Origin of the sequence: Pseudoalteromonas sp. A757 (genome assembly GCF_004103285.1) — a bacterium.
Classification (GTDB): domain Bacteria; phylum Pseudomonadota; class Gammaproteobacteria; order Enterobacterales; family Alteromonadaceae; genus Pseudoalteromonas; species Pseudoalteromonas galatheae.
In genome coordinates, this window is the sequence record NZ_QNQN01000072.1 from 302,193 (window position 1) to 325,583 (window position 23,391).

Annotated in this window: 17 protein-coding genes and 1 pseudogene; 7 read left to right on the plus strand and 11 right to left on the minus strand. The window is 44.6% G+C overall.

What is annotated here, in order from left to right:
- Nucleotides 1–58 precede the first annotated feature (58 nt).
- Genes metH through metA form a run of 3 tightly spaced genes read right to left on the minus strand, consistent with a single transcriptional unit; the run spans nucleotide 59 to nucleotide 4,712 of the window.
- Nucleotides 59–2,686, minus strand: coding sequence for a methionine synthase (metH, locus tag DRB05_RS16960; protein WP_128727971.1), 2,628 nt, complete (start codon nucleotides 2,684–2,686; stop codon nucleotides 59–61).
- A 9-nt stretch (nucleotides 2,687–2,695) separates the two neighbouring features.
- Nucleotides 2,696–3,775: a homocysteine S-methyltransferase family protein gene (locus DRB05_RS22840; protein ID WP_128727972.1), complete on the minus strand. Its 1,080-nt coding sequence runs from the start codon at nucleotides 3,773–3,775 to the stop codon at nucleotides 2,696–2,698.
- Nucleotides 3,765–4,712: a homoserine O-succinyltransferase gene (gene metA, locus DRB05_RS16970; RefSeq protein ID WP_128727973.1), complete on the minus strand. Its 948-nt coding sequence runs from the start codon at nucleotides 4,710–4,712 to the stop codon at nucleotides 3,765–3,767. Before metA ends, DRB05_RS22840 begins: the two co-directional genes overlap by 11 nt.
- A 177-nt stretch (nucleotides 4,713–4,889) precedes the next feature.
- Between metA and DRB05_RS16975 the strand changes: the two genes are divergently transcribed.
- Nucleotides 4,890–5,780: a DMT family transporter gene (locus DRB05_RS16975; RefSeq protein ID WP_128727974.1), complete on the plus strand. Its 891-nt coding sequence runs from the start codon at nucleotides 4,890–4,892 to the stop codon at nucleotides 5,778–5,780.
- Nucleotides 5,781–5,826: 46 nt separating this feature from the next.
- On the opposite strand, the gene DRB05_RS16980 is transcribed toward DRB05_RS16975, so the two are convergent.
- Nucleotides 5,827–6,558, minus strand: a complete 732-nt coding sequence (locus tag DRB05_RS16980; protein WP_128727975.1) for an Ig-like domain-containing protein — start codon at nucleotides 6,556–6,558, stop codon at nucleotides 5,827–5,829.
- 250 nt (nucleotides 6,559–6,808) lie between these two features.
- On the opposite strand from DRB05_RS16980, the gene DRB05_RS16985 reads away from it, so the two are divergent.
- Nucleotides 6,809–8,425 carry a tetratricopeptide repeat protein gene (locus DRB05_RS16985; RefSeq protein ID WP_128727976.1) on the plus strand — a complete coding sequence of 539 codons (1,617 nt, stop codon included), beginning with the start codon at nucleotides 6,809–6,811 and terminating at the stop codon, nucleotides 8,423–8,425.
- Between the two features lie 45 nt (nucleotides 8,426–8,470).
- On the opposite strand, the gene DRB05_RS16990 is transcribed toward DRB05_RS16985, so the two are convergent.
- On the minus strand, nucleotides 8,471–8,941 hold the full coding sequence (locus DRB05_RS16990; RefSeq protein ID WP_128727977.1) for a hypothetical protein: 471 nt from the start codon (nucleotides 8,939–8,941) through the stop codon (nucleotides 8,471–8,473).
- 368 nt (nucleotides 8,942–9,309) lie between these two features.
- Between DRB05_RS16990 and DRB05_RS16995 the strand changes: the two genes are divergently transcribed.
- The 3 genes from DRB05_RS16995 to DRB05_RS17005 all read left to right on the plus strand — a co-directional run bounded on the left by DRB05_RS16995 (nucleotide 9,310) and on the right by DRB05_RS17005 (nucleotide 14,487).
- Nucleotides 9,310–10,911 (plus strand): hypothetical protein, encoded by a 1,602-nt coding sequence (locus DRB05_RS16995; RefSeq protein ID WP_128727978.1) that lies wholly within the window; start codon nucleotides 9,310–9,312, stop codon nucleotides 10,909–10,911.
- 50 nt (nucleotides 10,912–10,961) lie between these two features.
- A complete protein-coding gene (locus DRB05_RS17000; RefSeq protein ID WP_128727979.1) occupies nucleotides 10,962–12,950 on the plus strand; it encodes a hypothetical protein in 1,989 nt (662 codons plus the stop codon).
- Nucleotides 12,951–13,041: 91 nt separating this feature from the next.
- Entirely contained in the window at nucleotides 13,042–14,487 is a 1,446-nt protein-coding gene (locus DRB05_RS17005) for a metallophosphoesterase (RefSeq protein ID WP_128727980.1), read from the plus strand.
- Between the two features lie 252 nt (nucleotides 14,488–14,739).
- Here the strand turns inward: DRB05_RS17005 and DRB05_RS17010 are convergent, their stop codons facing one another.
- From DRB05_RS17010 to DRB05_RS17030, 5 genes and pseudogenes are all read right to left on the minus strand, one after another.
- On the minus strand, nucleotides 14,740–15,282 hold the full coding sequence (locus tag DRB05_RS17010; RefSeq protein ID WP_128727981.1) for a hypothetical protein: 543 nt from the start codon (nucleotides 15,280–15,282) through the stop codon (nucleotides 14,740–14,742).
- A 12-nt stretch (nucleotides 15,283–15,294) separates the two neighbouring features.
- The gene (locus tag DRB05_RS17015) at nucleotides 15,295–15,879 is read right to left on the minus strand and encodes a hypothetical protein (RefSeq protein WP_128727982.1); all 585 of its coding nucleotides are present in this window, start codon (nucleotides 15,877–15,879) and stop codon (nucleotides 15,295–15,297) included.
- Nucleotides 15,880–15,980: 101 nt separating this feature from the next.
- On the minus strand, nucleotides 15,981–16,490 hold the full coding sequence (locus DRB05_RS17020; protein ID WP_205125739.1) for a hypothetical protein: 510 nt from the start codon (nucleotides 16,488–16,490) through the stop codon (nucleotides 15,981–15,983).
- Between the two features lie 306 nt (nucleotides 16,491–16,796).
- A complete protein-coding gene (locus DRB05_RS17025) occupies nucleotides 16,797–17,378 on the minus strand; it encodes a hypothetical protein (protein ID WP_128727984.1) in 582 nt (193 codons plus the stop codon).
- Between the two features lie 106 nt (nucleotides 17,379–17,484).
- Nucleotides 17,485–19,610, minus strand: a pseudogene (locus DRB05_RS17030) (TonB-dependent siderophore receptor).
- 326 nt (nucleotides 19,611–19,936) lie between these two features.
- Here DRB05_RS17030 and DRB05_RS17035 point away from each other — a divergent pair.
- Both DRB05_RS17035 and DRB05_RS17040 read left to right on the plus strand, forming a co-directional pair.
- On the plus strand, nucleotides 19,937–21,091 hold the full coding sequence (locus DRB05_RS17035; RefSeq protein WP_128727985.1) for a PepSY-associated TM helix domain-containing protein: 1,155 nt from the start codon (nucleotides 19,937–19,939) through the stop codon (nucleotides 21,089–21,091).
- Nucleotides 21,092–21,097: 6 nt separating this feature from the next.
- Entirely contained in the window at nucleotides 21,098–21,571 is a 474-nt protein-coding gene (locus DRB05_RS17040) for a hypothetical protein (protein ID WP_128727986.1), read from the plus strand.
- Nucleotides 21,572–21,634: 63 nt separating this feature from the next.
- On the opposite strand, the gene ggt is transcribed toward DRB05_RS17040, so the two are convergent.
- Nucleotides 21,635–23,377: a gamma-glutamyltransferase gene (ggt, locus tag DRB05_RS17045; protein ID WP_128727987.1), complete on the minus strand. Its 1,743-nt coding sequence runs from the start codon at nucleotides 23,375–23,377 to the stop codon at nucleotides 21,635–21,637.
- Nucleotides 23,378–23,391: the final 14 nt, after the last annotated feature.

The window sequence follows — 23,391 nt, forward strand, 5'->3', positions numbered from 1 at the left end:
AAAAAAGCCTAGCTTAACTTAGCCTTAGATTAAGTTAAGCTAGGCTTCAATTCAGTTATTATGCGGTTTCATATCCTATATTAGGACCAAGCCAACGCTCCGCTTCTTCTAACGACATCCCTTGACGCGCGGCATAGTCTTCTAGCTGATCTTTTTGGATACTCGCAACGGCAAAGTACTTAGAATCTGGATGCGAGAAGTACCAACCCGACACCGCAGCTCCCGGCCACATGGCGTATGAACTAGTCAGCTTCATACCGATACGGTTTTCGACATCTAACAACTGCCAAATTTTTTGTTTCTCGGTGTGCTCAGGGCACGCTGGATAACCAGGCGCAGGGCGGATCCCTTGATAGTTTTCACGGATAAGTTCTTCGTTGCTTAGCGCTTCATCCGCTGCAAATCCCCAGTGCACTTTACGCACTTGTTCATGCAAGTATTCGGCAAATGCCTCGGCTAAGCGATCTGCGACCGCTTTAATCATAATCTTGTTGTAGTCATCTTGCTTGGCATCAAATGCATCTGCTAAGTCATCTTCTTCAAGACCACCAGTGACGGCAAATGCACCGAAATAATCAGGAGTGCCTTTAGGTGCAATATAATCCGACAAACAATAGTTAGGAAAATCGGTTTTTTCGGTTTGCTGGCGCAGCTGACATGACGTAACCAAGACTTCACTTCGTGACTCATCTTTGTAAATCTCAATATCGTCACCCACGCGGTTAGCCGGGAACAAACCAATCACACCAAGTGGCTGCAAACTACCATCTCGCTCTAGTTGATCTAACATAGCATTGGCATCATGAAACAGTTTTTGCGCCTCTTCACCAACCACTTCGTCTTGCAGAATACGTGGATATTTACCAGCCAATGACCAAGTCATAAAAAATGGCGTCCAGTCGATGTAATCGCGCAGAGTTTTGATGCTCACATCTTTAAACTCAGTGATCCCCAACTTACTTGGTACCGGTGGCGTATAGCTTTGCCAATCAAGTTTTACCGCATTATCGCGAGCTCGCGCTAAGGTAACCGGTTTTGAGCGTGGCTTTTTACGCGCTTGTTGCTCTCGCACTTTGACGTATTCATCCGCGGTTTTTGTTAAAAATTCTGGCTTTTGTGTTTTACTTAGCAGGCTAGATACCACACCAACCGCACGACTGGCGTTGTTGACGTAAATCACACCTTTGTCGTACTGGGGTTCAATTTTAACCGCCGTATGCGCTTTCGATGTGGTTGCACCACCAATAAGTAGAGGAATCTCAAAGCCGCGACGCGTCATTTCTTTCGCAACATGCACCATTTCATCAAGGGAAGGCGTAATAAGACCCGACAGGCCAATGACATCAGCGTTTTCGTCAATGGCCGTTTGCAGAATTTTCTCTGCCGGCACCATTACACCCAAGTCCACGACTTCATAGTTATTACATTGCAGTACCACGCCCACAATGTTTTTGCCTATGTCGTGTACATCGCCCTTAACCGTGGCCATGATCACTTTACCGTTACTCGAGCCTTCTTCTTTTTCGGCCTCAATGTAAGGGTCAAGGTAGGCAACCGCACGCTTCATCACTCGAGCAGATTTCACCACTTGAGGCAGGAACATTTTACCCGCGCCAAACAAGTCGCCAACCACGTTCATACCATCCATCAGAGGTCCTTCAATCACTTGAATTGGCTTATCAAACTGTTGCCGACAAGCCTCGGTATCCTCGTCGATAAACTCGGTGATCCCTTTAACTAAGGCGTGCTCCAAGCGTTTTTCAACTGGCCAAGAACGCCACTCTAAATCTTCCTGTTTTTCGGCTTGCGCCATGCCAGAGTATTTAGGTGCGATCTCAACCAATCGTTCGCCAGCACCGGCGTCGGTATTGAGGATCACATCCTCAACGGCATCACGGAGCTCTTTTGGAATATCGTCATACACGGCTAACTGACCGGCATTAACGATCCCCATATCCATACCTGCTTTAATCGCATGGTAAAGAAACACAGAGTGGATCGCTTCACGCACAGGGTTGTTACCACGGAATGAGAAGGATACGTTCGACACGCCCCCTGACACTTTACAATGCGGCAGGTTTTGCTTAATTCTGCGCGTACCCTCGATAAATTCAACGGCGTAGTTATCATGTTCTTCGATACCCGTTGCGACCGCGAAAATATTTGGGTCAAAAATAATGTCTTCTGGCGGAAACCCAAGCTCATCAACCAAGATTTTGTAAGAGCGCTGACAGATCTCAAACTTTCTATCTGCGCTCTCCGCTTGACCAACTTCATCAAACGCCATCACCACCACGGCTGCACCAAAACGTTTGATAATTTTAGCTTGGTGAATAAATGGCGCCTCACCCTCCTTTAAGGAGATTGAGTTTACGATGGCTTTACCTTGAATACATTTCAGGCCCGCTTCAATGACTTCCCATTTAGACGAGTCAACCATGATGGGAACTTTTGAAATATCCGGCTCTGACGCTATCAGATTGAGAAACTTTACCATCGCTGCTTTTGAGTCCAACATGGCTTCATCCATGTTGATATCAATTACCTGAGCACCATTTTCAACTTGCTCTCTGGCAACATCTAATGCAGTTTCGTAATCTTCTTCTAGAATAAGGCGCTTAAATTTTGCCGATCCCGTTACATTGGTACGTTCACCGACATTAGTAAATACTGCGGTTTGTGTCATGGTGAATTCCTAATTTAAGTTACAGGCTTCAAGACCAGCCAAACGCATCCGCACTTCGATGTCAGGCAAGCTACGCGGCTGGGTTTGCTCAAGGCCTCTCGCGAAGGCGCGAATATGCTCAGGTGTGGTCCCACAGCAGCCGCCAACAATATTAATAAACCCTTCTTTACCCCAATCGATAATCTCTTTTGCCATGTCGTCGGCTGCAAGGTCGTATTCACCAAACTCGTTAGGCAGCCCAGCGTTTGGGTGCACCGAAGTAAAGGTCTCACAAACCCGTGACAGCTCTTCTACATATTGTCTTAATAAATCTGGGCCTAGCGCGCAGTTGAGGCCGATAGAGATTGGCTTAATATGGCGAATAGAGTTATAAAACGCCTCTGTGGTTTGCCCTGACAGCGTACGCCCTGACGCGTCGGTTATAGTACCTGAGATCATCACAGGTAATCTCACCCCAGCTTGCTCAAAAGCTTCCTCCACACCATAAGACGCGGCTTTGGCATTCAGGGTATCAAAAATAGTCTCAATCAAAATAAGGTGCGCACCACCTTCAATAAGGGCAAGCGTTGACTCGACATAAGCTGCAACCAACTTGTCGAAAGTGATATTGCGAAAACCAGGGTCGTTTACATCAGGAGAAATCGAACAGGTTTTTGACGTTGGACCAAGTACACCTGCCACATAGCGAGGCTTGCCGGGGTCTTGGGCGGTAAATTCGTCGCACACCGCACGTGCGAGCTTCGCCGATTCGAGATTAATCTCTCGACTCAGGCTTGCCATATCATAATCTTCCATTGAAATAGTGGTGGCATTAAAAGTATTGGTTTCAATGATATCCGCGCCAGCAGCTAGATAATCGCGATGGATCTGTTTGATTATCTCAGGCTGCGTCAAACTTAACAGATCGTTGTTGCCTTTGATAAGGACATGCCAATCTTTGAAGCGCTCACCGCGATAGTCTTGTTCTTCTAATTTGTGCTTTTGGATCATGGTTCCCATTGCACCATCTAAGATCAGAATACGTTGCTGCATTGCTTGCTTAAGCTGCTCTGCTATTTGCTCACCGTTTACGGCTACATTATTCGGCATAATTGTTAGTCCTTACATCTTGGCTAACTAAGTTAATATCATAAGGTGTGGTTTGGTAAACATAGTAGTTTAACCAATTTGAGAATAACAAGAATGCATGGCTTTGCCATGTCTTAGATGGACGTTTGCTGGCGTCATTCTCAGGAAAATAGTTTTCAGGCTGCGGTGCGTTGGCCATTTTTTCACAATCGCGAAGGTATTCTTTTTGTAGCGTATCGGCGTCGTATTCAGGATGACCGGTAATATAGACTTGGCTACCTGAGTGATTTTTAATTAAGTAAGCGCCCACTTTTTCAGAGCCAGCTAATACCACTAGATCTTTACACGCATTAATTTTATCGATGTCGATGTGGCCGTAGCGTGAGTGTGGCACCAAAAACTCATCATCAAAACCACGAGTGAGCGCCCCGTGGTCAAAATAACAGTGATGCTTAAATACGCCGCACAGTTTGTCATTTTTGAGTACTCGCTTTAACCCATAATGGTGATACAAACCGGCATGTGCGGCCCAACAGGAAAACAGGGTTGAAGTAACATGGTGCTCAGCCCAATCAAAAAACGCCTGTAATTCCTGCCAATACACCACATCGTCATATTCAAGATGCGCCAGCGGCGCACCGGTGACGATCAAAGCATCATAGTTTTGCTCTTTCACATCCGAAAAATAGCGGTAAAACATATCTAGATGCTGCTCTGAGTTTTCAGAGCTGCGGTGGGTGTCCAGTCGCAACAAATCAACATTCACCTGCAAAGGGGTATTTGCCAGTAATCGGATAAATTGCACCTCAGTCTCCACCTTATTCGGCATCAAGTTTAATATCGCGAGCCGCATTGGGCGGATCTCTTGCGTTGATGCACGACTTTGTGGCATCACGAACACATTTTCATGACGCAATTGGGCAATGGCTGGGAGTTCGTCGGTGACGGTGATTGGCATGCGCTGCTCCAGACTAATCGAATGGCATTATTATGGACAAAAACTGGAAAATTTCAACCTCTAGATGTATGGACGTCTAAACATTAGTAATAATAATTTGATGCTTCATCTCTCACTGATTATTTCAATTTATGTATACTTGCCATCAAATAAATAAACACAAGAAACTTGATATTTATGATTGGTATTGGCGAAGCGGCAGCGATTGGGGCGGCTGGGGTATGGGCTGGCTCAACTATACTGTATAAACGATTTAGCCATCACCTTAGTCCATTTGAGTTGAACGTCAGCAAAGGCGTCATCGCTTCTGCTTTGATGATCTTCTGTTTGTTCATCGCAGGTGATGCTATGTACCCGACCTTACTCTCGAGCTGGGGCTGGCTGATAGCCAGTGGGGTACTGGGCATAGCGATTGGTGACAGCGCCTACTTTGCCGCGCTTAGAAATATAGGCCCTGCTCGCACTTTGGTTATTGAAAGTCTTGCACCTGCCATCGCGGGGATCTTAAACATTGTACTTCTTGGTGTTTATCTCAGCGCATCCGCTTGGCTCGGCATTGCAGTGACGACTGTTGGTGTGATGCTGGCGATTAAGCCAAGTAGAAGCCAGCCAGTATTAGACAAAAAACATTATCTTTTGGGAGTCTGCTTTGCACTCACGGCTGCCATTTGCCAAGCGGCGGGTATGGTGCTTTCCAAAGGTGCGCTAAATAACGAAAGCATTAGTAGTTTGTGGGCGGCACTTATCCGCTTGGGATCCGGCACCCTATTTGTGGCCTTTATTGTTATTTGTTTGCGATCACAAAGCCTGTTTAAAGCACTCACACTTAAACAAATCGACGGTAAAAACTGGTTATTCGTTGCAGTGTTTTTTGGCACTTTTATTGGGCTTTGGCTACAGTTGATTTCCGTTAATCATACTGATCCCGCAATCGCACAAACCATCTTTGCAACGGCACCACTCATGGTGATGACGATTGGACTCCTGTGCAGAGAAGCGATTACTAAGTCTATGGTGTTTGGGGGTCTAATTGCTTTGGCTGGAGTATTTTTATTACTAAAAGGATAGCCAATATACACACTTAATATGTGTGCATATTGGCCTGAGTTTGGGGTTAATTTGCTACCGAAATAGAAACTGTCGCTGGCGCGCTTGTAATATCATAAAGGTTGTTACCCTTAATGCGATATTGGAACGAATCCAGGCCAATGAACCCAGCTTTTGGTGTGTAAGTAATGGAGTAGTCACTGTTAACAGATACTGTACCGTTAGCTGGTGAGCTAAAAATCTCAACACCATAGTAATAGGGTACGCCACTATCGTTATCTTTAACGTACACATCAACAGGTTGACCAGCAAAGGTTTGTGCCAAGTCATCACTCGGATACACATCGTAATTACCACCAAACGCTTGGTCTAAGCTAACTCTGATCTCTCCCCACTCCGATGTTTCTCCAGCAGGATTAACAATGCGAAAAGAAATCGTATCTATCTTTTGGTTACCGTTGTCTTCGCCTGAAAAATAAAGCACCTTACCCTTAAATTTAACCCAACGTCTGTCTAATGTGTTGTATGCAACCGCTTGACCGTATGTAGTGTAAACTTTGTCATAAAAGCCAATTTGATCGTAACTTTTGCTACTATCCAATTGAATACGTAGCTCACTATTTGGATAATTAGGATCAGCCACGTTGCCATCGGCAAAGATATTAAATTCCTCTTGAATGTTTAGTCCAGCATTGTACTCAAATATGGCTTTATTAAGCTGAGGAGCGGCACTCACTAATGGTGAAAATAACGTAACACCGACGCTAAGAGACTTTAGCCACATCGTATTTAACTTCATTTTTATTTCCTTATGGATTGATTTCCAGCTTCTTCTGCTGGGCCCTAATTAGCAACAAGACCATACCAAAAACACATTAAACTAACAATATTAACAAATAGCGACTTGGTTGTTCTGACAAGATTAAACAACAGCAGCTAGACAGCAACAAAATACAAAAAATAGTCAACCTGAGATTTATTAAAGGCAGGCACGACTTTTTGTTACCACTATATTAATATGTAAAAACAATGTATCTAGACTAATATCTATGCCTTTGCTTGCTTTGCTTTTAGCTTTACTGCTCGTTGTGTTACCGGCGCATGGTTCAGAATGCCCAAGTGCCAATAATGCCAACCTCACAGGCCAAATTTTGTCTTGTAAGCAACATCTTGAAACGCTTGAACCCAACGGTGCTCAAGCTTTTGATGCACATCTTGAGCTTGTGAGCTTGTATCGTCGAGCGGGTGACATAAAGCTCAGCAATCAAATACTGGATGAGTTGATGGCATGGAAGTTAACCACACTTCAGCGCTTTCAGGTGTTAAGACAAAGTGGTATTAATCGTTACCGCCAGCGCAATTACATTCAAGCGCTGGAGAGCTTCCACGAAGCGCAAACGCTTGCGGCTAAGTTGCAACAAAACGAACTCCTGGGTAAATCGGCAAACGATTTAGCTAATGCTTATCAGGCGCTTGGAGATTTAGACACTGCCCTTACTTTATTTTTAGAAAGCTACCAAATAGCGAAAGCAACAAATGACCTGCAGAGACAAGCGATCACGCTTAACAATTTAGGGAATGTGTCAAGGGATATTAATCAGTTGGATGATGCCATTCTCTCATTTCGTCAAGCCCATGCACTCCACCAGCAAGCCGGCGACCAAACTAAAGCGAACCACACCTTGCTAAGCATCGCGGAAGTATTTTACAAAAAGCGCGACTACAACAAAGCAATTGAAATCATTGAAGATTTACTTCAACCGTTAACACAAAGTGGTGCCTATACTCAATTGTCTCGAGCCTATTTATTATTGGCCGAAATTGCCATTGCTCAAAATCATATCACTCAGGCACAACAGCAACTCGCTTCATTCAAACGCACTCGGCAACTAATTCAACACGGTAAAGTTGATCAGCGAGCTCTGCTTATTGAAGCCAAACTCAAGCAGCTTGAGGGTGATAACCTAACTGCACAAACGTTACTTAAACAGGGGCTTGAAGCGCATAATCAGCAAAATAGTCAGCTTACCGAGTTATTTTACATTGCCTTATTGCAGTCCCAACTACAAACACACGCTTATAAAGAAGCGGTCGAGACCGCACAGCGTTATAATGACATGCTTAAAACTAGTCGTGTACAAAGTGAAAACCTTTATCAATTTCGCCTTCAAAGCGCTAACGTCTTGGCCGCGCCTAAGCACCAAACAGAGACAAGTATTTTGTCTCATGTACTCGTCGGGTTTATCGCATTTGTAGTGGGTGTGCTGGTTACTTACAGCTTTGCTCGCTATACCGCCCGCACGGGTACTAATGGATTGCACGGTGGACATATGAGCATTGACGAACAGGCCGCTAGACAATTGATGGTTGAAGTAATGACACTCACTTTGACGCTTTGGGAGCAAAGTAGTGGCAAAACCCGTGTCGAATTAGCTGAAGAAAGCAAAGTATGGAAAGTGAATATCGATGATGGTCGCTTACGAGTACGTACTCTTGAACGCTATCTTAATATCAAAACGCTGCCCAAAAAGCCGCGTATTCGAAATATTGTTACCACGGCACAATATGTACTCACTCAATGCCAAGACGCTAATTTCAATACCGCGCCTCTTTGTGAAAAAGTTGCACAACTGGAGCAAATCTTAGCGTGCTCCAACGCTACTTGATGTCTACAACAAAGGGGCTTTCGCCCCTTTTGGTATTAACAAGCCCTAGTTAACCGTCGCAGTCTCACATAAATAGCACGCTAAAGTCACGCCCATACCGGCCTCATATTCTTGGTGATGACGGTCTCCTTTGAATTCAAAAGGCCCTTCAAAGCGTGGATACACTGTCACATCAGGTTTTAAGCTATTACTAAAGCCTTTCATATTTTGGTGTAGAGATTGACACATTTTATTACCCATATCATACGCAAGTCGCCAGTCATCAAACTGGCCACAATCTAGTTGTGGTGTAATGCGACCAGAACTACTTTGCTTAGGACTGGTGCAAACGTTACTTCCTTCACTGTGTAAATATTTAAAGGTCCCAGCTGTTAATGTCATTTTACCTAGCAGAATCGTTTGCCGCTTTGGACATTTCGCCCCATCAGCAACTTCGAGCTGCGCTATCATTTCTGGGCTATGGGCTTGTACAAAACTCGCAATCAAAGTTGCTCCCAATACTATTACTCGTTTCATAACTGTCTCCTTATTGGTTATGACACCGTTATTAGAGTGCGAATGTACTTACGCTGAGACTCCAATAAAGGCGATAGCAAAATCCTGCCTCAAGCGAATATTGATTGCAGCAAAAGTTACGGGGCAATTGGGTAAATTCGGGTAAAAATATAAGCAGACCTTTGATATTTAAGTTTTTATTTACCACAGCTTGATATCAACACTTACCTAACCCAATGCGTCCGTTTAATATCAAAGGTTTTACCCAAGTTGACCCTAACTGGCCCTACAACCTCCTATTCAATCGCTGAAAAAGTTTCCAACATCACAAGGCAAGTTAACAATGCATGAGGCATGTTGACTCAGCACAACGATGAAGGAATAGAAAAATGAAACAGAGAAATTTCACCCCCAAATTAGTCAGCCTAGTTACCAGCACGTTGTTACTGGGTAGTATTTCGCTACAAGCCGCAGAAGAATATGGAGAAATGGCCCCCTCTAAAGTAAGCCCAGAAGCGTGGCAAGCCATTTCAAACTGGTCTCAAGACCGTGTTTCCTTGCTTGAATATATCTCCGACAACGACGAAGAATATGAATTAGACCGCTACGTGGATAGCTTGATCCGCGGCTATCGAGATGGGGAGATGCTTAGCCAAGCAAAAGCTCTAGATCAAAATGTGTTATCAGCATGGGAAAATGCTTTTACCGAGCAAGCGCCTGAAGATAACTTTTTCTTTACTCGATATCTTATTCAATTTAAACCGACGGTATTCGAAAAATGGACTCAACAGCAAAAAATGCCAACGCTCAGCCAACATTTAGAGCGAAATGCATCGCAGCTTTACAGCACTTGGCACAAGGAGTACGCAGCTCCTAAACGTAAAGGGCTCTCGGTACTTGAATACGATAGGACGCTACCGTCAGATACTCTTGCCGAATTAAAAGAATTGCTGACTAAAAAACCCATCTTCGGGCCTAAGTCACAATGCTCATGTCAGATGGTGACCCCTTCAACCAGCACAGGTCAAGTAGTCACTAACTACCCATCAACCCAAACGCCTTGGAGCACATCCACCAGCGATGGTAGTGGTTTTTCTAAGCACCATGCTTATGTCAATACCTCAGCCTACGGCGCCTTTCACTCAGCTAAGGGGAAACGTTGGTCAAAAAATAAAGCGCTCAGTTTCGATAACACCTCAGCCCATAACTCGACAGAGTTCCACGTCAAAATGTTGTGTGCAGACACCGGGGGATTTGCATGTAATCAAAGCAATGCCTGTTCGGGCAATTTAGAAGTCAGAGGCACTTATTCAGCTCGCTACCATGTAACTGGGCAAGCTAAAAAAATCTGGTCAAAAGGTACCAACTCACACGCAACCGACGGCGCAAAATTTGCGGTCGATTTGCCAGGATCTGCACCTGAAGTCATCTTGTTTAATAAAGCCGGTGGCGCAGCCATGGGATACAACACCACATGGAATTTAAACTCCACCATTGGAGTCGTCAAAGCCGCACTTGGCATTACTTCTGCAATCGTCAATGGCAACCCTGGCAGCTTGCTTGACGGTCAATTGGCCGATGCGCTTATCACCAACTTGGCAGGCATGATCACGCGTTCGGGTAATCAAGCCAGTGTTACCACCACAATGCGCGCGCGCTTCGACTCGTCCGATGTCAGCCCTTTCTTGTTGCAACCCAATGAAGTGTATCACTTTACCCTTGATTCAAAAGGTCGGGTGCAAGCCAGAGGCTACGGTGGTTATTCGGACAGTCATTACGAATATGGTAGCTCAGGCGCGGTGATGTATGCGGCAAATCACTTTACCTGCGGCAGCAATGTCAATGCCCCAGCACCAACAGGGTTATGGTTCTATTCGTCACAATCCGGTCCTGATAGTGACGCGTCGTTACGTAGTGACGTTGAAAACTGGCTCTCTGTGCAGCTCAACAAACCCGTTAATGCAGGCCAACGCCAAGGCATCATTCACTAGGTTTTTGTTAAGGGTGGCCATGCGCTGCCCTACTCCAATAAGGAAAGATTATGAATAAGTTCATCGCCACCACGCTTACCTGCTGGGCTTTGTCTTTAAGCGTTAACGCCTCAGCAGAGTCAGAGCACTACGATACATCAACCTTACCGCTATTATTTCACGCAGGACAACAAGGTTATCAAGCCCTTTCACCTTGGTATTCTTTTCAGTATCAGGACCAAAGGATCACCTTACAAACATGCGCAGAAGATGCCTGCAAACAAACGTTGCAATTTCCCCGATTAGAGCAAACCGCACCATTCAATAGCGAGACGTATGAGCCCAGCTATCAAGGTGAAGCTGGAAACATGAAAAAGTTAGAGAGTTACTCTCAACTCCAGCTCGGTTATCTAAAAGAAAACAGACTCTATGCCAGCGGCAATCAACGGCGCTTACTGTTCACGTTACAACTCGCCTCGGGTAAAGCTGAGTTACCCTTTGTATTTAATGATAACTATGACGAATCTCTGGCAAAAGATAAGTCATCCCTTACTCGAAGTTCCCCCTCCTGCGCCAAAGCCTGTAATACCACTTGGCAAGCATTTAGCGTGGATAAATCTGGCCAATATAGTCCGGCTATTTTTGTTCAAGATGAAACCGGAAATTGGCTTATTCAAAGTACTCACGACACCATTCGCATTGAACTTACCACCTTAATAGGACAATATCAGCCACCAGCACTGCGTCATCACCACAATGACACCACACAGTCTAGTTATTCGTTGAATGACGATAGTTTAATTGTTACTCGCCAAGCTGATAGCGTATCTCGCCATATCCTTAATCAAACTCAGGTTTTTGGCCTAAGTGATAAGCATTGGTTGCTGCTTCAAAATACCGACCTCACCCTCACGGATACCCGCTCAAATATACAAGCTAAGCGTCCAATCGCACAACTCGAGCTATCACGCATACTGGCAAGCTACCTTGATAACGATCGCTTATATTTATTAGGGTTATCACCAAGAGACGCTGTGATTAAACCATCGCAGCAAACGATTATGACGCAGTATCCAAAGCTTCATGAAGACGCCCTCGTTGCCACGTCTCTACTAGAATTGGACTTAGGGCTACAGGTTATTTCGGCCACAACGGTATTTATTCCTGACACCGAGTTTGCTGATATTCGCATTACTCGCAATGCGTGGGGAATATTGGTTAGCTCCGGCGAAGTTTCGGCACGTTCAACAACACATGCGTATGAAAGCAACCAATCGGCATCAGCAATGTCTGGCTGTCCGATGATAGCCAGTGGCTATGGTTATGGCCTGCTATGCTGGAAGGCATTAAATAACCCAACACTCACCTATACTCCCAATGCCGCAAGCACAATGATCCCAATGACGGTGGTTGACAACACAACGCCAAATCTAATGAATCAATTAGAGAACAATCAATATGGGATTATTTTTAAAAATGGGGCGACGCCAACCGATCCGGGTGGAGTGTGGACACATCCAGATAATGTTGCCACCAGTAAGGAAGATTTAGGACTGGCTGTGGCCATGTACCATTATCGCTGGGGTTCACCTGTCGCCGCGAATATCGTCTACCCATCAGGAAGCCCCGCACATCCAGTGATGTTTAGAAAGGTGGAATATCAAGCGGCGAATAACAGTAATTTGCCACACAATGTTTGCAATCATTTTGCTGCCAGCTCAGGTTACCCTGAGTATCAAGCGGCTGATGCTTGTATGACTCAGCCAAGTTTTGGCCTATTTAGCCTCGAAGATCTTACCTTTGACCGTTGGCAGGGAGGGAGTTATTATCCGAATCAAACAGTCAGTGGGCAGGATAATTCTTGGTTTCCTTGGTATACCAACTTTGTTGGCGATCCACCGGTAACAGAAATCTTTGAACAGGCCTCGAGCGCTGAAATGCTTGCACGATTGCAATTTAACTTAGCGCAGTTCGGTAAAATCAACCAAGACACTTATGTTAACGGCACACGCTTTAGTCAAGACACAGTCACCGGCTTCTACCGCTGCAGCCACCAATAATTAGCTGAGAAAAAGGATATTCGTATTCAAGACTCGCAAATTGTTAACAATGCATTAAACTTCATTCAACTGTTCAAAAAGGAATGAAGTCATGCGCATCATCATCGCCATTGCGACGCTCAATTTAATTGCTTGTAGCAGCACGTTTGCAGTCCAACAAGCGAATACCAAAGTACTAGGCGCTTACTCAATGTTCGCGCCCTCCACTACAGAAGCCCCAAATATCTACGCGCGCGTTGTTGTTGACGGCGTGCTCAGCGACGCCAATCAATGCCCAAGCTTGCTCTTTGGTAAAAAATCCATGCCGATGCAATTGCGAGCAATGCGTCCAGACCAAACACATTTTCCAATCACTGTGTGCGAGGCAAAAATCTCCCAAAACACGGCTTATACCGTCAGTGGTAGCCAATTCTCGTTAGCGCCCGTGACATTCGATCCGAATAAAATTGCGGTTTTTGGCGATACCGGCTGTAAGTCATCAGTTTGCGAAAACAACACTGCCGCCGAGCCGTTTAAAACCCTCGCAGAGCAAGGGGCAAAGCAACAACCACAATTGTTGCTCCATATGGGGGATTTCAACTATCGAGGTACCGGAGGTGCGATTTCTGGTGATACCTATGCTTATGATGCAGGCGATGGTGGATATGGCGGTACTAGCTGCGGTCTTAACGATACCTACTACAGTCAAAACGCGTTAAATAGCCCAAGACCAGATACATGGAGCAACTGGCAAGCCGACTTTTTTACCGCAACAACTGATCTTTCAGCAACCGCACCATGGATTTTTGCACGAGGCAATCATGAACTTTGTAGCCGAGCAGGTATTGGCTGGTTTTACTTTTTTGGCCCAGGAGCCAACCTTCCTGATGCCATTGACCAACAGCAATGCCCATCACAGGGGGATTATAACCAACCACCTAAATCTGCAAGCGCTCATATCATTGTGCAAAACTCCTATACCATCAACTTAAAGCCGCTCAGTGTTTGGGTAATGGATAGCGCCAATGCCTGTGATGCCAGTGCAGACAATGGCCTAACAAAAGTCTACCAACAGCAATATCAACGACTTAATGTCAGAAGCGAACTACTCAAAGCCAAACCCATGTGGATTATGAGCCACAGACCCATTTGGGGCGTTGAAGACCCGACAACCAAAGACACATTAAACGTAATGTTGCAAACCGCGCTGAAGAACACTAGACAAGGTAAGTTGCCTGCTCACGTAACTTTATCACTCGCAGGACACATGCATATTTATCAGTCTTCCACCTTTGCAGCCAGTACCGCGCGTCCTCCGCAAATCGTTGTCGGCAATAGCGGCGTCAGCCTTAGTGATACCGATGCCTTTAGCGAATTTGATTATGCACTTGATAGCCAAAACGCAATCGTTAACGAACAAGGTAAGTTCGGCTTTTTATCAATTAAGCTTGGCAAAGATGGCGCGTGGCAAGGAGAGTTTTTGGATGAAAGTGGTGCCGCCTTTTTAACCTGCAGCAGCAAAACTGCAGATAAACAAGCGGTATGTCGCGCGAAATAAGCGCGACTTTTACATCCTAATCACTGACAACTTGAGTTACTCGCCTTGTATCATCGTGTTTTTGATACCAAGCGAGTAGCAGCAAACGCGAGTCTTGAAATAAACATCACTACTGCTAAACCATAAACGTGGTTAACACTGAGTAATAGCACGCTCGCGATCAATGTGAATATCGCAAAATGTACCGCATATGAATTATTAAACCGTATTATGTTAGCTTAGGTTTTACTTAATCAGTAACAACGCGCCGAATCATTCGAACTGTTCTAGCGTATGCATAAGACTAAACGGATGTTGTAAAAACTCGGCTTGGTAGGCTTTATTGCGAACACATTCTGGTAGCTGGTTAAACTCCAGCTCCGTTTCAACATAATCGAAATAAACGCTGGAGCTTACCGTGTTTAGCGCATTGACGAACCTTAAGACTTCTGACTGCTTTTGCACCGCTAAATTCGCGGCAACAAGTCTGGCGAATTCGCCATACTCTTCGGCTTCACATTCCCTTTTTTGGTGAATATAAAAATAAGATAAAACGATACCTCGCTGCTGCGAGGTAATATTAAGACTGCGTAATTGCTCTTCTGTAATAGCACGCTCACTTTCGCAAGCCGCTTTTTTATCACCCAGTTGTGTTACGCTATTTAACAGCTCACTGAGGAGTGCCTTTTGAACTGGTTCAAGTTGTTCGACTGGATACTCAATAGTCGGCGTAAGATCTACTGACATTGTTTCAGCATTCGCTTGTTGTGCGAATACAAGTCCAAACAATATCGAAATGAATAGCTGGCGATTCATCAACTATCTCTTCTATCGCTCGAATCCGTAGATCTGCTCTATGCTTTTAAGATAATTAAAGTTGTTCCGAAGAAAATCCGCCTTTAGTGCGGCCTCTTTTACCGTCTCAGGTAAGGCATTAAACCTCGCTTCAGCTTCAATAAAGTGTGCATAGCGAGAAGAAGACGCAGCATTGATGGCCTCTAAAAAGGTGAAATCACTATGCTGCCCTTTCGTTGCATGATTGACGACAAGTAACTTTGAAAACTCACTAAACTCTGCTGATTCGCACTGGTTTTTGTTGAGACCGTCAAAGTAATGAAGAACTAAGGGGTAGTGCTTCATATTGATTTTTAGCGGGCTCAATTGCGACTTGTTCAACACATTATCAACGTTCTCACATTCCTTGCGCTTACTCTGTAATCGGTTATAGCTCTCTATAAGCGCTGACATTGCCTGTCGCTCAAAACCTTCTATTCCAAAATTGTCCAGTAGCGTGTTGAGTTCGCTGGGCTGTACAGGTGGCTTATTAAGTATCTCTTGATAATCGGGTTTAGCAGCCACTGTGCTCACATTTAGCAACAAGCCCGCGACTAAGAATGCTGAGGATAAATTCACTGTAAAATTCCTTTTCAATCATATTATTATAGTTTCTGCAGCATACAGGCCCTGTATTGAATAGACAACGAGCATACAGAGGCATGGCCTGCAGCACTAGTTTATTTCATCACACTGTCAAGCGTAGCAAATAAATTGAAGTTCTTGTTTAAGTAGTCAGCGTTAAGAGCTGTTTCTCGAACTTGTTCCGGTAAGAGATTAAACTCGGCTTTAAACTCCCTAAAATCACCATAAAGGCGAGATGATAAAGTGTTCATAGAATTTATTAGCTCAACACTTTTTGGCTCTTTTTGAACAACCAAATTGACCGCAAGCAATCTCAAAAAGTGCTCATACGCTGCTCGCTCACACCGACTTTTGTTTACACTATCGACGTAAAATAACACTGTTACGTAATGTGTTTTGTCAATACTCAATGCATCCATTTGTCTTACTGTAAGTGTGTTGTCGACAGCTCGACAGCTCATTCTTCTTTTATGTAGCGAGTTATAGCTTGATAATAACTCCATCATCTTCGCGTGCTCACTCGACTTTAAATCAAACTCACTCTGTAAAGAAGTAAACTCCAATTCGCTTAGCGGTAGCTTGTTATACAATTCAGTGTAAGTCATTGAAGTTTTAGCATTAACAATACCCATAGCAGCGACGGATAGTAGCGCTATTACTAAATGCTTTATTAGGCTTCGTATCCTTTTGATGTCACTTTCCAAAACTCCCTCCTGTTAATGACCGCTCTTCAAAATATAGTCGCCGCAATGATAAACCATGTATTTTTGGCGCTAGAACAACACCATTCATCTCAGTTTACGCTAAGTCGCCTTACACGAGGTTATCTTACGAGACGCTACAACAACTTATTCGTGAAACCCAAACAGTATCAAAACGAATAAACGAGATTTCACCACAGACACCTTTAATCACTTAAATGTCAAAACTGGCAATAAGCTTTCAACATAATTAAAGTTGTTGTTTAGAAAATCAGCTTTCAGCGCAGCCTCTTTCACGGGTTTGGGTAAGGTATTGAATGTTTCATCGGCTTCCATGAACTCCTTGTAACTGAGAGAAGGTACTAGGCTCATTAACTTTAGCCTATCGAAGCGTCTTTCATCTTTTAACATTATATAACTGACAGCAAACCTCCGTGAAAAATCACTAAACTCCGCAGATTCACACTGATATTTGTTTAAGTAGTTAAAATAACTGAGTACAGGAAGATAGTAGTCTACCTCAATGTTGAGCGTGCTAAATTGCGAGTTGTTTAGCACAGTCGTAACATTGTTGCATTCTTCGCGTTTGCTGCGCAGTCGACGATTGCTTTCATCTAGCTCAGACATAACCTGCTGCTCGAGAGCTTGCCTATCAACGTCACTCAGTATCGAGGTAAGTTCACCAGTCAGCGGTTTTAGTTGGCTAATCACATATTGATCGTTAGGTGTGGCTGAAGCTGTGCTTATATTTACCAATAAGCCAACGACCAGCAGTAATGGGGATAAACTCATTATAAATTCCTTTTAAATGATGTGTTGCAAGCATACACAACTTACAATAGATAGACAATGAACAACAGCGTGGCCCATCAGCCACGCTTTGTTAGTTTACAGTCTGCTAAAAATCATAGCTAAAACTTAAGCTGTAATTTCTCGCGCGCCATAACGATACTGATCAAAGAAGCCAATTTGGCTGTAGTACTTTTCATCGAAGAGGTTTTCTACGTTGAGTTGTAGCGCCATATTGTCTGCCAGTGCGTAGTTTGCCATCAAGCTAACCAGTGCATAGGCATCTTGCTCTAGCCTATCGTTGCCCGTTACTGAATAAGTGTCATCCTGCCAGTTCACGCCACCACCAATCGTCAACTCAGGTAAAGCATTCACAAATTGGCAAGTCGTATACAACTTAAATTGCTTTCTTGGGTTATCCGTATTCACTTCAACGCCGTTGGCATCCTCGGCTTTGTATTGTGAATAACCCAAATGCACATCAAAACCGTCTGTTAACTGACCCACCACTTCAAATTCGAAGCCTTTACTGGTTGTGCCTTCAGCAGCATATTGCGCGACTGTATTTACCGAGCCAGGAACTATGTATCCAACATCATCTTGAGCTAGGTTGTCCTGTTCGATTTGGAAAATCGCCAATGTTGTTTGCAGAGTCTCGTCTAGATAGGTACTTTTTAGCCCCACTTCGTATGATTTTCCTTTGATTGGATCAAGGAAATCACCATTACGGTCTTGGGCATTTTGCGGCTGGAATATTTCTGTGTAACTTGCATACACTCGCTGTGTTGTCGACAAGTCGTACAAGGCACCAGCGTAAGGTATAAATACGCCATTGTCGCCAAAATCAGTGATGACGCCATAGCTTTCGCCTTCGCGCTGCCAGCTCGACAACCGACCACCCGCTATCACGCTAAGCTCATCGCTAGGGTTTAGCCTTGTTGCGGCGTAAAACCCTTTTTGCTCGGTGTCCATATCTTGAGCAACTGAGGTTTCTGTGCCCCACGTCGGCTCAGGGAAGTTGCCGTCCCACTCGTAAAAATTGCCAACTGGCAAAAAGGCATTATCGAGCGCAGCGAAAGTGAGTGTATCGGCACTTTGCTCACTGTAAAGCGCGCCAGTTACAAAATCATGCTCACGACCTGCGAGTTGATAAAAACCTTGAAGCCGGATATCAAAGCTGTCTTGGTTACTTTCACCAGTACTTTTATAAGGCCAAGAAGCTAAGCCCTCACCCGTTGTTTTATCCAATGTACCGAATAAATACAGCAGCTCTGTATCTTGCTCGTATTTCAGATTGTTGTAATTGGCGACCAGTTCCCAGCCATTTGCAAAATTATGACTAAAGTTCACAAAAGCATTGGTGCCAGTAGTTTGCCACTCTGTCCAATTTGCAGCAGTGTTTTTTTCGACTTCCCAGTCTGTTTTACTTCCATCGGTAAAGAAAGTAGGTAATGCCCCCCAAGTTGGACTGGTAGGATCGTTACGCTGATAGCTAGCACCAACGCGGATTGTCGAATGCGTGCTTAAATCCGCTTCTAGTACCCCATAAAACACGGTACTTTCGTCAGAAAAGAGATCTAAATACGAGTCACCTTCTTCATACTTCGCGACCACTCGCCCACGCACACTGCCATCGTTAGTTAATCCATTGGCAACGTCCACCATCACTTCTTTATTGTTCCAGCTCCCCAAAGAGACACTAGTGAAACCTGTAAGGTCAGTACTATTTACATGTTTGCGTACTAGGTTAATAGAAGCTGAAGGATCGCCCGCGCCGGTTAATAACCCCGTTGCACCACGCACAAACTCCACGCGCTCGTATATCGCAACATCCGCGATGGTTTCACCTGAATCACCCGCCAAACTCCATGACAAAGGAACGCCGTCAATTTGATAATTGGTAATGTCAAAGCCACGTGACTGCAATGTATTACGAACATTATCAATTTCTTTCGCTGACACCCCAATCGCATTTAACACGGTGTCGGTTAATGTATCGAGTTTTTGCTCTTTGATCCGTGCAGCGGTAATAACGCTAACAGATTGCGGCGTCTCAAGAAGAGATAACCCCAAGCCAGTTGCGGTGTCTATCACTTCATTGACGGTGTATTTTCCCGTCACGACTATTTTTTCAATTTCTTCATTATCTTGCTGTGCTGCTTGCACCTGTAATACTGACGTGCCGAGCGCTGCCATAACAGCAAATGAGAGCGTTTTGAGAGGCAGAGTGTTCACTGGGTTCATCCTAATATTGTAAAAATTGAAATTATAGTAATGCAGATGATAACCATTAGCAATAACATTAAAATGAGTTACAACCAGTTTCGAACCCGATTTAAGGAACGTCCCCAAAACAGTAACCACATAATTTAAAACAACTTTCCTATAAAGAAAACAAGCAGTATAAACCGCTAAACGAATAAAACATGCCATTTAACGCACATCCAAATGAATATAATTGCTATTTACACTTTTAAAAAGATATACTTTATTTACATTTTTGCGCAAATACTCCCTCAGCTTTAATTTGTCGCCGTCATTCAAAGAACTAGGAACACACAATGGCAAAGAAGATAAGCAACAAGTTTTGGTTTCAGTTGCATGGTTGGTTTTCACTGCCAATATGGCTACTGTTTTGCTTTATTTGTATCACAGGTACCATTTCCGTTCTCAGCCATGAACTTACATGGCTTACTAACCCTGATTCTCGGGCACATAACCCCAGTCAGGTAAGTGAGATGTCAGCGGGCTCAGTGTTACGCGCGTTTAAGGATGAGCACCCAAGTGCAGATGTCATGGGGCTCAATGTGAGAGAGCCCTATTTGACCTATGTGGTGATGTTTACCGACGTCGACAAGCCCTATGCGCTTGCATACGTAAACCAGTACACAGGGGCTGTTCAGGAAATAAATGACGGCAATACGTTTATTAACTTTATGCGCTCATTACATGGCTGGCTGCTATTTCCATGGCAAAACGGCTACAGTGTTGGTTACTATTTAGTGGCGTTCATGTCACTGATCCTACTGGGCGCGTTGATCACAGGCCTGGTGGTATACAAAAAGTTTTGGTTGGCGTTTTTTCAGTTTAAGCTGCGTAAATCACAAGGAGGTCGTACCTTTGCCGCTGACATCCATAAGCTCAGTGGAGTATGGTCGCTTTGGTTTATGACCGTAATGAGCCTCACCGGACTGTGGTATTTAACGCAAGCGGTGCTGTGGCATGCAGGTGTTGAACTCGAACATCATGAAACATTAAATGCAGCGGATATACCCAACTCAACAATAAACGCGAATGCAGTAGAGACCAGTGTTGACCTAGCGCTCGGTGAAATTCAACAGCTGTACACTGACTTTCGTCCAAGTTACATCATGCTACCTGAGCATAACCGTGATACGCTCAAAATCAGTGGCGCAAACGACTACGTACTCTATGACGATTACAGCATTAATATTGCCTACAACACTTGGAATGATACAGTCGTTCATCATGCAAACCCTGATTCAATGACAGGCTTACAAACGGTTATGCACATCACAGATCCACTGCACTACGGCACCATTGGAGGGATCTGGACAAAAGTCATCTGGTTTATTTTTGGCTGTGTTTTATCCGGGATGTCAGTTACCGGATTTATCATGTATCAGCTTCGGACCAAACGCGCGCGTAGCCAAGAACGGAGCAATGCAAGACAACTAAAAGCACAACAAGGGTAAATCGCCATGAATGCAGTCAAACGCTTTATACAACACAATAAATATTGGTTAAATGCCCTATTGCTGGTGTTGCCAGCTTGGTTTTATTATCAATCATTACATCCAGAATTTCCCGCTCCATTGGCGGAGCAAACACTTGGAAAGTACAGCATCACGCCAATGCCTTTTGACGACAAGCCGCCATACATCCACGATAACTTATACGTCAAAGACTTCTTATTGCTATTTAACAAAGGCGATGTTGATTCTGTGCGCCAAGGCTATCTCAATATCGGCCCCAACGCGATGCCACTTGCACAGCTTGTGGAGCATGAGCTCGGGATCCTTCACGGCACAAAACACGGTCAACACGTACATGCTTTAGCAAAGAAAACATTATCAGAAGACGACAGGGTTTGGCTGACGATCGAAACTTGGCAAGGCGAAGTCATCGTCATGAATTGGCCACTGCCAGAGTATTTAATCAAAGAAAGCGCATAGAAAAGGGGCATCTCGCCCCTACTCGATTTAAATTACACTTAAGACTCAATGGAAATCAAGATATTAGTACCCCACCGCTGCGCTATCTGCACGCCTTGGATCTGAGGAGCCAAATAGACCTTTATCGGTAAGCATGATTGACTGGGTTGAGCCCATCGCATTCTGCTCTGAAAGTGTGTGTCCTTTGTTTTCAAGTAGACGTCGAGTATCCACATTTAAGCTACGTTCAATACGAATTTCATCTGGTAACCATTGGTGGTGAATACGCGGAGCCACGGTTGCTTCGGCAATGTTTAAGCCATGATCAATAACATTCAAAATGATTTGCAGCGTGGTGGTGATAATACGCGAGCCACCCGGGCTACCCGTTACCAAAAAGGGTTTACCCTCTTTCATTACAATCGTGGGTGTCATCGAGCTCAAAGGGCGCTTTTTTCCTTCAACGGCGTTAGCTTCTCCACCAACCAAGCCAAAACCGTTTGGTGTGCCGGGCTTTGCCGAGAAATCATCCATTTCGTTGTTAAGTAGAATGCCTGTGCCAGCCGCGACAATACCTGAGCCATAGCTAAAGTTGAGCGTATAAGTGTTACTCACTGCATTGCCCCACTTATCTACCACAGAATAATGCGTGGTCTGGTTACTCTCATAAGGTAATAATTTACCGGGCTTAATCTCACGACTTGGCGTCGCTTTGTCTGCATTTATTTGTTTACTGCGCTGCTTTGCATATTGCTTATCCACCAAAGCTTTAACGGGTACGTCGTAGAAATCGGGGTCGCCCAAATATTCACTGCGGTCAGCATACGCACGTTTCATGACCTCAGCCATTAAATGGACGGTAGCAGCGCTATTATGCCCAAGCTCACCAATAGGGTATTGCTCCAGCATATTCAGCATCTCTATGATATGCACACCACCAGATGAAGGAGGTGGCATAGAAACGATGTCGTAGCCGCGGTATGTACCTTTTACTGGCTCTCGCTCCACCGCTTTATAGTCTTTTAAGTCATCCAGCGACATAATGCCGCCAGCAGCTTCTACCGCAGCAACTATTTTCTTTGCTGTCTCACCCTGATAAAAGCCCGCGCTGCCTTTTTCGGCAACAAGTTCCAAAGAGTGAGCCAAATCAGCCTGAACCAGCCATTCATTTGGCTTATAGCTGCTACCATCTTTTTTATAAAACACAGCCTTAGATGCCGGCACACCAAGCATTCGTTCTTTAATATAATTATGAGAAAGCGAATTGGCTAAATCAGAGGTCACTTTAATGCCATCACGTGCTAATTTAATTGCAGGCTGAATAACTTGCCTAAGTGTCATAGTGCCGTATTTCTCGAGTGCCAACTCCATCCCCATAACCGTTCCGGGAACGCCCACGGCAAGGCCGTGTTGAAGGCTTAGCTTTGGGTTTACCTCGCCGTTTTCATCAATAAAGATATCTTTGTGCGCACGACTCGGCGCCATTTCGCGATAATCAATCGCAATGGTTTTATTCTCTTTCGCCAGATGCACTAGCATAAAGCCACCGCCACCGATATTTCCGGCTCTTGGCAAGGTCACGGCAAGACTAAAACCTACTGCGACAGCCGCATCAACAGCATTGCCACCTTGCTTTAAAACCTCTACACCAATTTGACTAGCAAGTGCCTCTTGGCTAGATACCATGCCGTGTTCAGCCCATATTGGCTGTGCTGTGGCTTTAGAACTAAATATTGGTGACTCGTCAGCTTGCACCGTGTTACCAGACGCTACACCCACGCACAAGGAAACAGAGCAAGACCACACCAAGGCTGTTAATTTACGCATCTTCATCCCGTTTT

Coding starts and splice junctions, on each gene's coding strand:
- metH (WP_128727971.1), bottom strand. CDS start 2,686: ATGACACAAACCGCAGTATTTACTAATGTCGGTGAACGTACCAATGTA.
- DRB05_RS22840 (WP_128727972.1), bottom strand. CDS start 3,775: ATGCCGAATAATGTAGCCGTAAACGGTGAGCAAATAGCAGAGCAGCTT.
- metA (WP_128727973.1), bottom strand. CDS start 4,712: ATGCCAATCACCGTCACCGACGAACTCCCAGCCATTGCCCAATTGCGT.
- DRB05_RS16975 (WP_128727974.1), top strand. CDS start 4,890: ATGATTGGTATTGGCGAAGCGGCAGCGATTGGGGCGGCTGGGGTATGG.
- DRB05_RS16980 (WP_128727975.1), bottom strand. CDS start 6,558: ATGAAGTTAAATACGATGTGGCTAAAGTCTCTTAGCGTCGGTGTTACG.
- DRB05_RS16985 (WP_128727976.1), top strand. CDS start 6,809: ATGCCTTTGCTTGCTTTGCTTTTAGCTTTACTGCTCGTTGTGTTACCG.
- DRB05_RS16990 (WP_128727977.1), bottom strand. CDS start 8,941: ATGAAACGAGTAATAGTATTGGGAGCAACTTTGATTGCGAGTTTTGTA.
- DRB05_RS16995 (WP_128727978.1), top strand. CDS start 9,310: ATGAAACAGAGAAATTTCACCCCCAAATTAGTCAGCCTAGTTACCAGC.
- DRB05_RS17000 (WP_128727979.1), top strand. CDS start 10,962: ATGAATAAGTTCATCGCCACCACGCTTACCTGCTGGGCTTTGTCTTTA.
- DRB05_RS17005 (WP_128727980.1), top strand. CDS start 13,042: ATGCGCATCATCATCGCCATTGCGACGCTCAATTTAATTGCTTGTAGC.
- DRB05_RS17010 (WP_128727981.1), bottom strand. CDS start 15,282: ATGAATCGCCAGCTATTCATTTCGATATTGTTTGGACTTGTATTCGCA.
- DRB05_RS17020 (WP_205125739.1), bottom strand. CDS start 16,490: ATGACTTACACTGAATTGTATAACAAGCTACCGCTAAGCGAATTGGAG.
- DRB05_RS17025 (WP_128727984.1), bottom strand. CDS start 17,378: ATGAGTTTATCCCCATTACTGCTGGTCGTTGGCTTATTGGTAAATATA.
- DRB05_RS17035 (WP_128727985.1), top strand. CDS start 19,937: ATGGCAAAGAAGATAAGCAACAAGTTTTGGTTTCAGTTGCATGGTTGG.
- DRB05_RS17040 (WP_128727986.1), top strand. CDS start 21,098: ATGAATGCAGTCAAACGCTTTATACAACACAATAAATATTGGTTAAAT.
- ggt (WP_128727987.1), bottom strand. CDS start 23,377: ATGCGTAAATTAACAGCCTTGGTGTGGTCTTGCTCTGTTTCCTTGTGC.